The 13,636-nt window shown below is 47.4% G+C and carries 10 protein-coding genes; 9 read left to right on the top strand and 1 reads right to left on the bottom strand.

The features are described from left to right. Positions 1–13: 13 nt before the first annotated feature. The 6 genes from MHH57_RS20355 (at position 14) to MHH57_RS20330 (ending at position 8,661) form a co-directional block, all read left to right on the top strand. The gene (locus MHH57_RS20355) at positions 14–1,165 is read left to right on the top strand and encodes a transglutaminase domain-containing protein (protein WP_342434454.1); all 1,152 of its coding nucleotides are present in this window, start codon (positions 14–16) and stop codon (positions 1,163–1,165) included. Positions 1,166–1,185: 20 nt separating this feature from the next. After that, entirely contained in the window at positions 1,186–3,267 is a 2,082-nt protein-coding gene (locus MHH57_RS20350) for a penicillin-binding transpeptidase domain-containing protein (protein ID WP_342434453.1), read from the top strand. 179 nt (positions 3,268–3,446) lie between these two features. After that, positions 3,447–5,525 (top strand): penicillin-binding transpeptidase domain-containing protein, encoded by a 2,079-nt coding sequence (locus MHH57_RS20345; RefSeq protein WP_342434452.1) that lies wholly within the window; start codon positions 3,447–3,449, stop codon positions 5,523–5,525. Positions 5,526–5,607: 82 nt separating this feature from the next. After that, on the top strand, positions 5,608–6,357 hold the full coding sequence (locus MHH57_RS20340; RefSeq protein WP_029518213.1) for a Cof-type HAD-IIB family hydrolase: 750 nt from the start codon (positions 5,608–5,610) through the stop codon (positions 6,355–6,357). A gap of 51 nt (positions 6,358–6,408) precedes the next feature. After that, complete coding sequence (locus tag MHH57_RS20335) at positions 6,409–6,888, top strand: DUF456 family protein (protein ID WP_318627993.1); 480 nt, start codon at positions 6,409–6,411, stop codon at positions 6,886–6,888. Between the two features lie 138 nt (positions 6,889–7,026). Next, on the top strand, positions 7,027–8,661 hold the full coding sequence (locus MHH57_RS20330) for a polysaccharide biosynthesis protein (protein WP_340933105.1): 1,635 nt from the start codon (positions 7,027–7,029) through the stop codon (positions 8,659–8,661). A 17-nt stretch (positions 8,662–8,678) separates the two neighbouring features. On the opposite strand, the gene MHH57_RS20325 is transcribed toward MHH57_RS20330, so the two are convergent. Then, a complete protein-coding gene (locus tag MHH57_RS20325; RefSeq protein WP_318627995.1) occupies positions 8,679–9,968 on the bottom strand; it encodes a DUF2515 family protein in 1,290 nt (429 codons plus the stop codon). 239 nt (positions 9,969–10,207) lie between these two features. On the opposite strand from MHH57_RS20325, the gene MHH57_RS20320 reads away from it, so the two are divergent. From MHH57_RS20320 to MHH57_RS20310, 3 genes are all read left to right on the top strand, one after another. Next, positions 10,208–10,552 (top strand): thioredoxin family protein, encoded by a 345-nt coding sequence (locus MHH57_RS20320; protein WP_029518216.1) that lies wholly within the window; start codon positions 10,208–10,210, stop codon positions 10,550–10,552. Positions 10,553–10,771: 219 nt separating this feature from the next. Continuing rightward, on the top strand, positions 10,772–11,701 hold the full coding sequence (locus MHH57_RS20315; RefSeq protein WP_029518217.1) for a COX15/CtaA family protein: 930 nt from the start codon (positions 10,772–10,774) through the stop codon (positions 11,699–11,701). 130 nt (positions 11,702–11,831) lie between these two features. Then, positions 11,832–13,598, top strand: a complete 1,767-nt coding sequence (locus tag MHH57_RS20310) for a UbiD family decarboxylase (RefSeq protein ID WP_208332629.1) — start codon at positions 11,832–11,834, stop codon at positions 13,596–13,598. The last annotated feature ends 38 nt before the right edge of the window (positions 13,599–13,636 follow it).

The following is a 13,636-nucleotide window of genomic DNA, read 5'->3' as shown; positions in this document are numbered from 1 at the left end:
CAGGAGGAACACAATGAAACCATCCTGGCTGGAGCCTATTCTTCATTGGAATGGCGTGACGGTGTTTTTAATTGTCATTGTACTGCTGTCGTTGATTCAGGGCTGGAGACGAGGAGCTTCCAGATCTGTAGGGGCGCTGTTTAGTCTTATTGTGGATGGCATACTGACTGTAGCGGGTATTTTGTGCTCGCTCGGATTAGCCATGTGGCTTTCACCGAAGGTGCAACAATGGCTGGCAGCTTACATGGAGCATTTGCCACAGCGAAAACTAAGCGGGATTGAGCAATTTTATTATACGCTTGTGGCGGGGATAGAGGGTTTTCCGCTGCTGCGATTCGCCGTATTGTTCATGCTCAGTTATGCTATTGCCCAGTTTATACTGCGTGCCATTTATGTGTTGATGGTAGGTGGAAAATCAGATTCCTCTCTCCATGAGCATCCCCAAAAATCGGGCTTTTTCAGCAGGGTGGCAGGGGCTGGAATAGGTACTCTTATTGGTGGAGCTCGCGCCATGATAATCATAGCCCTGCTGTTCATAGGCGTAAGTCTGAACCCAGACAGCGGGTTTAGCAGCTACGTACAAGCTTCACCGATTTATAAGCAAGGTGCGCAATCGGTCATTGAGCCGTTGTCGGGGACTCTGATTAAGGATAAGCTGCCCGTATTTACGCAGGCTGTTACCAAGGAATTGAATGGTATCATGCAGCGCAAATATGAAATAATCGACCGGGACATTCCAAGCGATATCGTTCAGGCAGCGGCCAAGATTACAGAAGGGGCTAGCGGTGACGAGCAAAAAGCTAGAGCGTTGTATGAATGGGTAGGCACCCGTATTAGCTATGATTACAGTAAGGTTGAAGCCTATGAGCAACGTGGTGACTGGCATGAACAGACTCCCAGAGATACGTTTGATACACGTAAAGGAGTGTGCATTGATTATGCCCGCCTTTACTCAATGATGGCTCGTTCGCAGGGGCTACAGGTCAAGGTTGTAACAGGCCTTGGGTACAACGGACAGGGAGGATACGGGTCCCATGCCTGGAATGAGGTATATTTGAGCGGACAGAATCAGTGGGTACCGCTAGACCCGACCTGGGCGCAAAGTGGGGACTGGTTTAATCCGCCTGGTTTTGCCCAAACACATATCAAGGATAAAGTGATTTAAGAAGGAGTGGAAAAGGGCACATGAGAAAGATGGACAACGAGCAAGGAAAAGACAATGAGACATCCGACCGAAAAAGATTTAGCTTCCGGATCAATCTGTTCTTTTTCAGCTCGTTCATTATATTTACAGTCATCATTGTAAGATTGGCGATACTTCAATTCGTGGATGGACCTCAGCTCAAGCAGCAGGAGGCCAGTAATGTTACCAAAAATGTACCACTTACGCCGATTCGCGGAACGATTTATGATTCAACCGGACAGAACAGGCTGGCATATTCTACACCAGTACAGTCGCTCTATATAACGCTCTCCAAGAATTACAGTGATGGTATGGAGCAGTTGCGTAAGCCTGATAAAAAGCTGTTGCCTGAGCTGGAAAACATGACACAAAAGCTGGCAAATCGATTTGCACAATATGGTAATAAAGATGAGCCGAAAATGACGGCAGAACAAATTATGGACGCTATGGATCGGAACTATCAGCGATTTAGCGGTTTTACGCCGCGTTTGATTAAAACGAATCTTAACAAAGATGAAGTGGCCTATTTTATGCAGCATAAGAGTGAGTTTCCGGGCGTAGATGTCGTTGAGGAAACGGTACGCCATTATGATCCTGATACGGTAGCTGTCCAAACGGTTGGCTACATTAAAAGCTATAAAAGTGCGCGTGAAACGTTGGCTAAATATAAAAACATCCAAAAATCCATGTCAGCTGAAAATGATCCGGGCCTCATTTATATGGATAATGAATCTGTTGGCTTTGATGGACTGGAATTTCAATATCAGGAACAGTTACGAGGGAAAAATGGTTATAAAACGGTCCCGATTGATCCGCGCAATATGCCTGAAGGCGTAGATTCTGTTACACCTCCGCAAAAAGGGGATAATGTCTATTCCACGATTAACAAAGAAATTCAGGTGAAGACTGAAAATGCTATTATGGATCAATTGAGATGGCTTCATACACACGCTGTATCTGGCAGGACTCATCCTTATGCTAAAACAGGCTTTGCTGTGGCTATGGAAGTGGATACAGGAAATGTGGTGGCGATGGCTAGTATGCCGGATTATGATGCGAATTATTGGCAAACGGGTACGATTTCAAAAGACAAATATGAAGAAATAAAACATGTGTATCAAAATGCTACAATTAAGAATGTTGGCTCAGGCCAATCTGGACAGCACCCAGATTCTACCGTGCTTCTCGGATCAACTATTAAACCGCTGTCTGTTCTTATTGGATTGGAAGAAGGACTGTTTACAACAAATACGTATTATCAAGACACAGGAGCAGCCTATTTCGGACGTAACAACTCTGCACGGGTGCGGAACTCATCTGGTCATGTGTACGGTTCAATGGACCCGGCTACCGCTATACGTCATTCCTCTAATGCTTTCATGGTCGATATGGTTGGCAAGCGCTTATATAATAAATACAGAAATAATGCTACAGAAGACCAGGGCGTTAACGTATGGGATCGTTATATGAAGGAGTTTGGATTAGGTGTTTCTACTGGAGTAGACTTGCCCGGTGAGTTCAAGGGGCTTTTAGAATATACGAAAAAAGACGAGTCAGCCCTCTCCAAACTGGCATATGCTTCCTTTGGTCAACAAGGTAAATATACACCTATGCAACTTGCCCAGTACACAACAATGATCGCTACCAAGGGTAAACGGATGGAGCCGCATTTGGTCAGTCAAATTAAAGATACCAACGGCAATGTAGTTCAAACGTTTAAGCCGAAAGTACTAAATGAAGTAAAATTTCCGGATGCCTACTGGAATGAAGTCATACGCGGGATGGCAACAGATGTCAGCGCATTTAAAGGTTTCCCTTACGACTTTGCTCGCAAAACGGGGACATCGCAGCAAAGTGTAGGCAGAGAATTGAAAGATAATGGAGTATTTATCGCCTTTGCACCACGTCAGAATCCTAAGCTGGCCGTAGCCGTTGTCATACCGGAAGGAGGCTTCGGGGCTTGGAGCGCCGGACCTGTGGCACGTAAAATCTTTGATGCCTACGATGAAGTTTATGGATTGGATGGGGTACCTAAGAAAAAGGATGCCACAGCAACCGATCCTAATACAACCAAACAGCCATAATCATTTTATACGATATCATTTCATGAAAGCTTCTCTTAGCCTTTAGGCTGAGGGAAGCTTTTTTATGCTTTTTCTACGTTTTCTTACAAAATTGTCATCTTGGAATTCATTGTTTATGGCTTTGGATATGGTAGGATCAGGAATATGAGACCTATTGGAAGGAGTAATGACGAGCTAATATGGATAGAGGAAGTTTGGATAAAAAGTTTTCGTTTAAAAAGAAAAATGTTGAAGAGAATGAAGAGTCACGAAAACAGCGGACGATTTTACGAACCAACCTACTGTTTTTTGGTGCTTTTGTGCTGTTTGCCCTGATCATTACCAGACTGGCTGTATTGCAGTTTGTACAATCGGAGGAGCTGAAAGGCCAGCAGCAATCCGTAAATACAAAAAATGTCCCGTTAGCCCCGAGTCGCGGCACGATTTATGACTCTACAGGTACGGTTAAGCTGGCGTATTCGACTTCAGTACAGTCCTTGTATGTAACTTTATCTAAGGATTATAGCAAACGTACGGAGAAAGATCGGAAGCCGGGGGAAAAACTGCTCCCTGAGCTCAATGCATTTGCTGCCAAGCTTGCTGCCAAATTAAACGAACTGGGTCGTACCGAAGGAGAGCAGCTTAATGCAGAGGAAATAAAAAAGAGACTGGACCCGGACTATAATCAATATAGGGGATTTACCCCACGTTTGGTCAAATCCGACCTGAGTCGGGAGGAAATCGCTTATTTTCTGGAACATCGGACAGAGTTCCCTGGTGTAGAGGTTGTAGAAGAAAGTGTACGCCATTATGACCCGGATCGGGTGGCGGTACAAACGATTGGATATATGTACAAGTTCAAAGGAGCTCGAACGAACCGGCCCAAATATAAAGAGCTCTATGAAGCGAATTCAGAGGTTTTAAAACCGGCACAGGTTTATTCGGAAAGTGAAACGGTCGGATATGATGGCTTGGAGCTTCAGTACCAGGACGAGCTGAGAGGGAAAAACGGATATAAAACGGTAGAGGTCAATCCTCGCAGCATGCCGGAGGGCATTGAATCCATTACTCCTCCTGAAAAAGGACATCATTTATATTCCACCATCAACAAGGAAATTCAGCAGAAAACCGAACAGGCCATTATGGATCAGCTTCGCTGGCTTCATACTCATGCCGTATCGGGGAAGCTTCATCAAGACGCAACCACTGGCTTCGCTGTAGCGATGGAGGTAGAGACCGGAAATATCGTGGCAATGGCCAGTATGCCGGATTATGACTCTAATGTATGGAAAAGTGGGAGTACCCCACCTTCGGTATATGACGAAATTCAGCATAAAATGGGAAACGGAACCATTAAATCCGTCCCTAGCGGTAAAGCAGGTCCACATCCAGAATCCTCGGTACTTCTGGGTTCAACCATTAAACCGCTGACCGTGCTGATCGGGTTGAAGGAAAACCTGTTTTCCCCCGGACAGACTTATCAGGATACGGGAAGTGCGTACTACGGTAAAAATCGCTCCAGCCGGGTTGGGAATTCTAGCGGACATGTGTATGGTTCTTTGACACCTAGCAGGGCAATTGAGGTCTCGTCAAATACGTTTATGGTGGATATGATCGGCAAGCCGATGTATGACAAATACGGAAGTAATGCAGGGATTCATCAGGGAATTGATGTATGGGACAAGTATATGAAGGAATTTGGATTAGGCGTACCAACTGAAGTAGATTTGCCGGGCGAGTGGGCAGGCAGACTTGAGTATATGAGCAAGCATGAAAGTGCGCTGACACGTTTGGTACAGGCATCCTTTGGTCAGCAGGGAAAGTATACGGCCATGCAGTTAGCCCAGTATACAACTGTGCTGGCAACAAAGGGCAAGCGTATGCAGCCTCATTTGGTCAGCAAAATTGTAGATGATCAGGGGAATCTTGTACGTGAATTTAAGCCGAAGGTGCTGAATGAGGTCGCTTTTTCAGATACGCACTGGAATACAGTGATTCGAGGTATGGCTACGGATGTTAAAGCCTTTAATGGATTTCCTTATGATTATGCCCGTAAAACGGGGACTTCCGAGCAGGTGGTGGGACGTACGGTTAAAGATAACGGGGTGTTCATCGCTTTTGCTCCACGTCAAAATCCGAAGCTGGCAGTAGCGGTCATCATTCCTGAAGGGGGCTTTGGTGCGACGAGCGCGGGACCGGTTGCGCGTAAAATATTTGATGCGTATGACGAAGTATATGGGCTAGATGGTACTCCTAAAAAGCCTCTGGCAGCAAAGTGAGGACTTGAATTTTTTTGTGGGCTTCTCTTTTTCATGGTAAAATGTCGTTGGACATAAGGGACATACAGGAGGAAGAGACACTATGGGAGAGAACCAATATAAATACAAACTGCTTGCGCTCGACATGGATGGAACTTTACTGAATGATAATCATGAAATTTCCTTGGAAACGATTAACTGGATTAACAAGGCGATACAGGAAGGGATCCATGTATGCTTGTCCACCGGACGTGCAGCGATGCATGCTCTGCCTTACGGTCAGCAACTCGGCCTGGAGACGCCAATGGTAACCGTAAACGGCAGTGAGGTGTGGAAATCACCCCACGAGTTGTGGCGTCGTTATTTACTTGATAAGGAGCTCGTTCGTAAGATGCACCAGATTGCTGTAGAAACAGGCTCCTGGTTCTGGGCTTACTCAACGGAGGAATTATATAACAGAGATCGTTGGCCGAATACATTGGACACACAGGAATGGCTTAAATTCGGTTATAATACGGAAAATGACGAAATTCGCCACCAAATTTTGCTGAAGCTTCAGGACATGGGTGGACTTGAAATCTCCAATTCTTCAATGACGAATCTGGAAATTAACCCAGCTGGTATATCCAAGGCCAGTGGAATCGCTGAAGTGTGCGACCTGCTTGGCATTACTCTGGAGCAGGTGGTTGCCGTTGGCGACAGTCTGAATGACCTGGCTGTGATTCAAGCGGTTGGACTGGGCGTAGCAATGGGGAATGCTCAGGATACAGTAAAAGAAGCCGCTGATGTGGTCGTGGCTTCGAACAATGACGACGGCATTGTAGAAGTGATCCGCGATTATGTGCTTGTGTAATAAAACGAATGATGCAGCAAGCAGAATAAATGGACGAGAAGGAGGAGGCCCATGGACATTGTAGGCTGGATTGTTGTCATTGTGCTGTTCATTGTGGGCATGGCGGGGGCGGTATATCCCGTATTGCCGGGGGCGCTCGCCATCTATTTTGCGTTTTTTGTGTACGGCTGGTTTTTCTCGTTTGCTTCATATAATAAATTGTTCTGGATCATTCAGACGCTAATCGTCGTTGCCCTTTTTATCGCGGATTACGCTGTGAATGCCTGGGGAGTCAAACGATTTGGTGGCTCGCGCCTGTCAGCGATACTGAGTACTATCGGGATTATTATTGGCCCCTTTGTTATTCCGGCATTTGGCCTGATTTTGGGACCATTTATTGGCGCTGTGCTAGGTGAGCTGATAAGCAAAGCCCCGCTGGACCGAGCTATTAAAGTGGGCTTTGGCTCTGTGTTAGGCCTTTTTACCAGCACCGTGATGAAAGTGATTTTGCAGCTTGCCATGATTATTGTATTCTTAATTTGGGTGTTATAACCCGAGATTCATTTTCGTTTATTATGATTTGCAGAGACAGAATCGACATGCGGCTCCGCACCGGTGATGGCTCAGGCCATGACAGTTTGTGCGGGGCTTTTGCATGCGTGTGAACAGCAAGAAAGAAGGGAACGCATTTTGTCCAATAAAGAAACATTCCTTAAAGGTACGCTTATTTTAGCCGCTGCCGCCTTGGTGGCCAGAGTGCTTGGTCTGGTACAGCGTGTTCCACTGGAGCATCTGCTCGGTTCCGTCGGGAACGCCTCGTTTACCATTGCGAACAACGCTTACTTGATGCTGCTCACGGTGGCTACGGCCGGCATTCCAAGCACATTGAGCAAAATGGTTTCAGAACGTTATGCACTGGACCGACCTTCGGAAGCGCGACGTGTGTATCGTGCGGCTTTGATATTCGCGGCTGCGGCAGGCATTATCATTACAGCGCTGCTGTATTTTGGAGCGCCTTATTTTGCCGAGCATGTAGCAGGGGTTCCGCAATCCGCTTTGGCCATTCAGGCTTTGGCGCCAGCATTACTGCTGTTCCCTGCCATTGCTATGATGCGTGGATACTTCCAAGGGCGCGGTAATATGACCGCAGGCGGTATTTCACAAATTGTGGAGCAGGTTGCACGGGTAGCGACCGCTATTATACTCGCTTTTATTATTTTGAAGCTGGGTTATGGAGATCGCGAGGTTGCAGCTGGGGCCTCCTTTGGGGGTGTCATGGGAAGTCTTGGCGCTCTGGCGGTCATGTTGTACTACACGGTAAAATTGCGTCGTCAGGATCGACAGGATCGTCAAGATCAATTCCAAGAGGAAAGCTCCGCGCTACCGATGATGCGCATTTACAAAGATATTTTCAAGCTTTCCATTCCAATTGTATTGTCGTCTCTGACGGTTCCGGCGGTCAACTTTATTGATACGTCGATTGTGGTGAGACTGCTATCTGGTCAAGTGGGATTGGATCAGGCGACTACTCAGTTGGGTTATCTAGGCTCTCGGGCACAGAGTGTGGCGGGAATTCCGCCGATTTTGGCCATTGCGCTCAGTCAATCGCTTATTCCGATCATTTCAGCGGCATTTGCCCGTAAGGATGAGCAGCATTTACAAAATCAGATGACGCTGGCTTTGCGTATCTCTATTTTGACTGGAATGCCGATTGTGCTGGCTTTATGTGTGACCGCTTATTCTATTAATGGTTTACTGTTCAGCTCGCTTGGAGGCAGTGGTATCATCGCTGTTCTGACACTCGGAACGATATTCCAGATTACGATGATGACTTCTAATTCAATACTGATCGGTATGGGCAAGCCGCGTATTTCAATGGTTAATGTCATGGTCGGTATCGTCGTTAAGTTTGCAGCGAGCTGGCTGCTGGCTGGTTGGCTTGGGATTTACGGGATCATTGCCGCAACCGGATTATGTTTCCTCGTGATCACATTGCTGAATTTGCGTGTGCTTAAAGGGATCGTCTCCTTTTCCATCATGGGCCGTCGCTGGGCAGGGTTCTTAACCGCAGTCGTCGTCTCGGGAGCTGTCGGATACGGTGTAAATGAAGCCTGTATTCTGCTGGTGCATCTGATGCCTGCGCGTGTGGCCTTCTTGATCGCGTGCTGTATTGCCGGGGCAGCTGTACTGGTATGCTACTTGGTGTTGCTGGTTGTATTGCGCGTATTGCGCAGGGACGAGCTGGGCAACTACCCACGTATGTTGCAAAAGGTACTACGTCCGTTAATGCGCCTACAGCGTGAGTCCACAGGACAGCGAGGCTAAAAGAGCTCTCCAGTCTTTCAGTGGAAAGGTTGCAAGCTGTTATGGGCAACGTGGGCCATTGCTGTTTTTTGTATGCCATGGCGATGCTCGTGGCGCATGGCAAATAACAGCGGTCGCCTTGGTTCGCTGAGATGCCCAAGTGTGGAGCCGTCCTGAAACCAGTCATACCGGGGGATTGGATCATAAGTTGTATCGGACCAGACGGCGTTCAGCTCCGGGCTGTACAGACGTTGTCCTGGCGGTAGCCATTCATGTGCTAAAAGCGTTGCACTTTCATCTGGAGAGTGCAACGCTTTTTGTTCATTCGGGGTGAATAGTCCAGGCCAATAGTCGCTGCGTGAACCCGTATGCGGCACACTGTTAGCGAATGCTGATGCCTGGTCCAGCACCTGCTGATGGCCGAAGAGCATAGCATAGAGACTTTTGCCAAAGCCGATCCGCTCGTCCAAATGGCCGAAACGCTCCATCACTAGTCCAGCAAGCCCACCGTTTAGCCCAAGTGGAAATATAACCTGATTAAGCTGGAGCCAGTCATGCAAATAAAAGCCCGGCTTGTGTGTCACAAATTTTTGAAAATACGGATCTTTTACCACACGTCCTTCAATATAGTTTTGTTCATTAATGATGAGCGCCACAGTCAACAGAGAGCTATCACGCCATGCCCAGAAACGTTCCCAAAAGGGCTTCATGAATGGCGAAACGTGAAAATAAGGCAACAAATGAAAGCAACTCCGACCTAAATGACGGCTGTGCATGTAAAGTTGCAACTGCGGATAAGCGTCTTGAAAAATAAGGGCGTTACAGCGCTCCAGTAGCCGATACAGCCATTCCTTTTCCTGTTCGCCGAACAGGTTGCCAATCAGCCCCCCTTTCAGATCGGTCATATGATAGCCGCCATTACGAGAAACCAGGTGGGCCAGTAATGCCCAGTGTAACTCCGGGTAGCCACGATAGCATTCAAGGTAAGCGGCAGTGCGGGTGACGTTGCTGCGATTCTCCTGTGCTGTATCATTCTTGATCCGCTCCAGCAGCTCACAGTCTGTTTCGCATAAGGGCATATTCAGAGAAGAGGGACGCGTAGCGGGTCCGTTCACCAACATTAACGCTTCAGCTTCATTCATAGCGGCCTGTGCCGTATGATAATCCCACGCTAGTTCACGCAAGGGGTAGCGTAATTTGCGGGATTCGGTCCAGGCTGCCCGTTTGCCTTCCCAAGCTTCCTCAGCAACACGGGGAACGGAACCCAGTAACTTTAGCCCTCCCTGAAGCTGTCGAGATGCCGTATGGAGCCATTCGGTAAGAGACATGACTAAATAACCTCCTTTCCAACTGCAAGCATCCCCGTATCCTGCCAAGTAAGTTGGGTATGCTGTTAGGATGTCGTCGTTTATGTGGTGGATTCTTAAGTATATCTTTAGTATGCCTCAATGAGAGGGCTTCCAATCGGCATGTGAGCAGAATGGGGGAGTGTGCAAAAGCTTCACTTGGCGTTACAATAGAAAGTGCAATCTTTTCAGTATAAAAAGAATTTAAGGAGGAATCATCCATGCAAAAAATCGTCTCTCATGAAGACTTTAATAAGGCAATATCCACTCCGGGCGTAACGGTGGCTGTATTTAAGGCGGACTGGTGTGGGGATTGTCATTTCATTGATCCGTTCATGCCTGATGTGGAACAACAATATGCAGATAAGCTTACATTAATTGAGATTGATGTAGAACAGGCCGAAAGCGTCAGTCAAGAGCAGAATGTATTGGGGATTCCTAGCTTTATCGCTTACAGTGAAGGGCGAGAACTGGTACGTCTGGTGAACAGACTGCGCAAATCCCGCGAGGAGATTGAGCAATTTTTGGATCGGGCTGTTGAAGTCCATACGAGCTTGGCAAAATAATGAATGCTGTACATGCATACATGAAGGTTCCAAATTGAATTTTAAACATCAAGACATTCAGAAAGCCGCTTCCTTTCAAGGGGGCGGCTTTCTCACGAACACGTTCACATTTTGTCAACAAAGCTCGTATGTCAAGGAACGATATATCAGTTATAATTACTATAAGTGATCATTTCACAACATATAAAGTGAATAAATATTATATTTGGAAGGATACGGGTGAATTTGAATAACAAAATTAGAATATTAAAATGGCTGGCACTCGTAACATGTATTGTCATGTTTTTGGCTACCTTCGGTGGAGGTGTTGTGACGCGGACGGATTCGGGTCTGGGCTGTGGCCGGGAATTCCCGCTATGCAATGGTAAGCTGGTTCCGGCACATACGATCGCATCCCTTATTGAGTTCTCTCACCGCTCCGTCAGTGCCATGGCCGGGATTCTTTCTATCGCCTCATTTGTTGGCTTTTTGCTGTTTATGAAGCATCGAAAGGATTTACAGCTATTCTCGCTGCTCACGCTCTTGTTTGTGATCATACAAGGTGCAATGGGGGCGTTGGCTGTCATATTCTCCCAATCAGCTGCGGTCATGGGACTGCATTTTGGCTTTGCGCTTATCGCTTTTGCCAGTGCGACTATGATGACGCTGGGGGCCTGGCAGGAGCATGCGGACTCACGCCACACTCCGCGTCTGATTCCTGGGCCTGTCAGTCGGGGCTTTCGTAATTTTATATGGCTATCGACGATCTATACCTATATTGCTGTCTATTCAGGGGCGTTGCTTAGTCACTCGGTCATCCAGAAGGTTGTAAATATTGGAGGCTTCATATCTCCACTGTTGCTTCATCAGATTTCAGCCGGTCTGCTGTTCGTCATTATCTTGGCTGTGGGTCACTACGCATACCGTTATCACCCGAATCACCGGGACATCCGTATATTGGGTGTTGTATCGGTCTTGTTAATCCTGCTTCAAGTGGTGATTGGAATTATCTTGCTGTACGTCAACAGACCTGAAATCTACATGTTTATCGTGCTGGGGCATATGCTGGTGATTGCATCGTTGTTCTCCATCTTGGCTTATCTGAGCTATCGTGTATGGCAATTGTCACCGGATCGCAAGCTTGTTCCGACCCAAGCACAACGTACCTAAGCATTTCATAGATCATAGTGAAGCGGATTTTTTGCCCAAGTGGCGTTTAAACACGTATAATAGCATATAAGAAACAAACCAGGCCCACGAGTTTCTCGAGGGCTTGATTTGCTTAGGAGGAATCGTCCAGTTGATCTACCAGAATTTGCGCCAATTTATTGAAGCACTGCGTAAAGAAAATCATCTTAAAATTATAGAGGCACCTGTCGATCCTTACTTGGAGCTGGCTGAGATTCATCGAAGAGTCATTGAGGAAGAAGGGCCGGCACTGCTGTTCACGAATGTAAAAGGAACTCCGTTTCCTGTAGCCAGTAATCTGTTTGGCACGAATCGCCGTGTGGACATGGCTTTTGGCCCGCGCCCAGAGCAACTGATGGATGCGATTGTAGGAGCAACCAAAACATTGTTTCCACCTACACCCAAAGCATTGTGGAATGAACGTGGCCTGATTAAGGACATGCTAAAAGTAGGCCTAAAAACAGTATCTCATAGCGAGGCTCCTGTATTGGGAGTTCGCCGTACAGAGGCTCCGCTGGCACCACTGCCTAAAGTGACCAGTTGGCATGAGGATGGAGGACCGTTTATTACCCTTCCACTCGTGTATACCGAGAAGCCAGGTCAGCCCAAGGATCATAATCTGGGGATGTACCGCATTCAGATTTATGATGATCAGACGACGGGCATTCACTGGCAAATTCATAAAGGCGGCGGTTTCCATTATCATGAAGCGGAGCTGCGTAATGAGCCGTTGCCTACGACGATTATCATCGGTGGCCCGCCTGCTCTGATTGCGTCTGCCATTGCTCCAGCACCGGAAAACTTGCCTGAGCTGTTGCTGGCTTCGCTTATTATGGGAGGCAAGCTGCCCATGACAGAGGACCCGCTTGGGGGTCATCGGATTCCAGCAGAAGCAGAATTTGCAATCAGCGGTTATGTGCCACCTCATGAACGCCGTCCGGAAGGCCCGTTTGGCGATCATTTTGGATATTATTCATTACAGCATGATTTCCCTGTATTTCATGTCAAACATATGCATCACCGCAAGGATGCCATTTATCCGGCAACCATTGTAGGTAAGCCTCGGCAAGAAGACTACTACCTCGGTGAGTTTTTGCAACGTCTGCTGTCGCCTGCCTATCCGCTTGTGATGCCTTCCGTCAAGTCCCTGTGGGCGTATGCGGAAACGGGCGTACATGCGCTGGCAGCGGCAGTCGTACGTGAAAGCTACTCCCGTGAAGCGCTTGTATCCGGTTTTACCATTTTGGGTCAAGGTCAATTGTCATTGACCAAGTTCCTGATGCTGACAGATCGAGTCATTGATTTATCTGACTTTAACCTGCTGTTAGAAACCATTCTGGAGCGATTTAATCCAGCAAGGGATTTATTTATTTTCAATCACACGTCACACGATACACTCGATTACACAGGCCGCAAGCTGAATCATGGCAGTAAGGCGATCCTGATGGGAATAGGTGAGCCTGTACGTGAATTGCCTCGTGCTTATGAGGGAGGCGATCTGCCGGGCATTCGTGAAATTGAGCCCTATTGCGGAGGGTGCCTCGTTGTGTCCGGCTCTTCCTTTGAGCAGGAGCCTGAACTCGCTGCGCGTGTATTGGAGCGATTAGCTGCGGGTGAGCAAGAGTGGCCGCTCGTTTTCATTGTGGACGATGCCAAGGAAGTCGTTCGCTCTCAAGCCTCGTTCCTGTGGACGGTATTCACTCGCTTTAACCCGGCTACGGATATGTACGCGGACAGCGAAGTGCGTTTGCATCATCTGAACTATAAGCTGCCGATTGTAGTGGATGCGCGTATGAAGCCGGGGTATCCGGATGAGGTGTTACCGCGTGAGGATATTGTTAAGCTTGTAGATCAACGATGGACAAGTTATTTCGCTTGACGCCCTAATTAAACCTACAGCCGGATTTTATATTTATA

Source organism: Paenibacillus sp. FSL H7-0442 (genome assembly GCF_038593105.1).
GTDB classification, from domain to species: Bacteria; Bacillota; Bacilli; order Paenibacillales; family Paenibacillaceae; genus Paenibacillus; species Paenibacillus polymyxa_D.
The sequence above is the reverse complement of the archived record's forward strand: the minus strand, read 5'-3'. Positions and strand labels throughout refer to the sequence as shown.

What these genes read in the sequence shown, in the direction of transcription:
- MHH57_RS20355 (WP_342434454.1), top strand. Translation starts at nt 14, where the DNA reads ATGAAACCATCCTGGCTGGAGCCTATTCTTCATTGGAATGGCGTGACG.
- MHH57_RS20350 (WP_342434453.1), top strand. Translation starts at nt 1,186, where the DNA reads ATGAGAAAGATGGACAACGAGCAAGGAAAAGACAATGAGACATCCGAC.
- MHH57_RS20345 (WP_342434452.1), top strand. Translation starts at nt 3,447, where the DNA reads ATGGATAGAGGAAGTTTGGATAAAAAGTTTTCGTTTAAAAAGAAAAAT.
- MHH57_RS20340 (WP_029518213.1), top strand. Translation starts at nt 5,608, where the DNA reads ATGGGAGAGAACCAATATAAATACAAACTGCTTGCGCTCGACATGGAT.
- MHH57_RS20335 (WP_318627993.1), top strand. Translation starts at nt 6,409, where the DNA reads ATGGACATTGTAGGCTGGATTGTTGTCATTGTGCTGTTCATTGTGGGC.
- MHH57_RS20325 (WP_318627995.1), bottom strand. Translation starts at nt 9,968, where the DNA reads ATGTCTCTTACCGAATGGCTCCATACGGCATCTCGACAGCTTCAGGGA.
- MHH57_RS20320 (WP_029518216.1), top strand. Translation starts at nt 10,208, where the DNA reads ATGCAAAAAATCGTCTCTCATGAAGACTTTAATAAGGCAATATCCACT.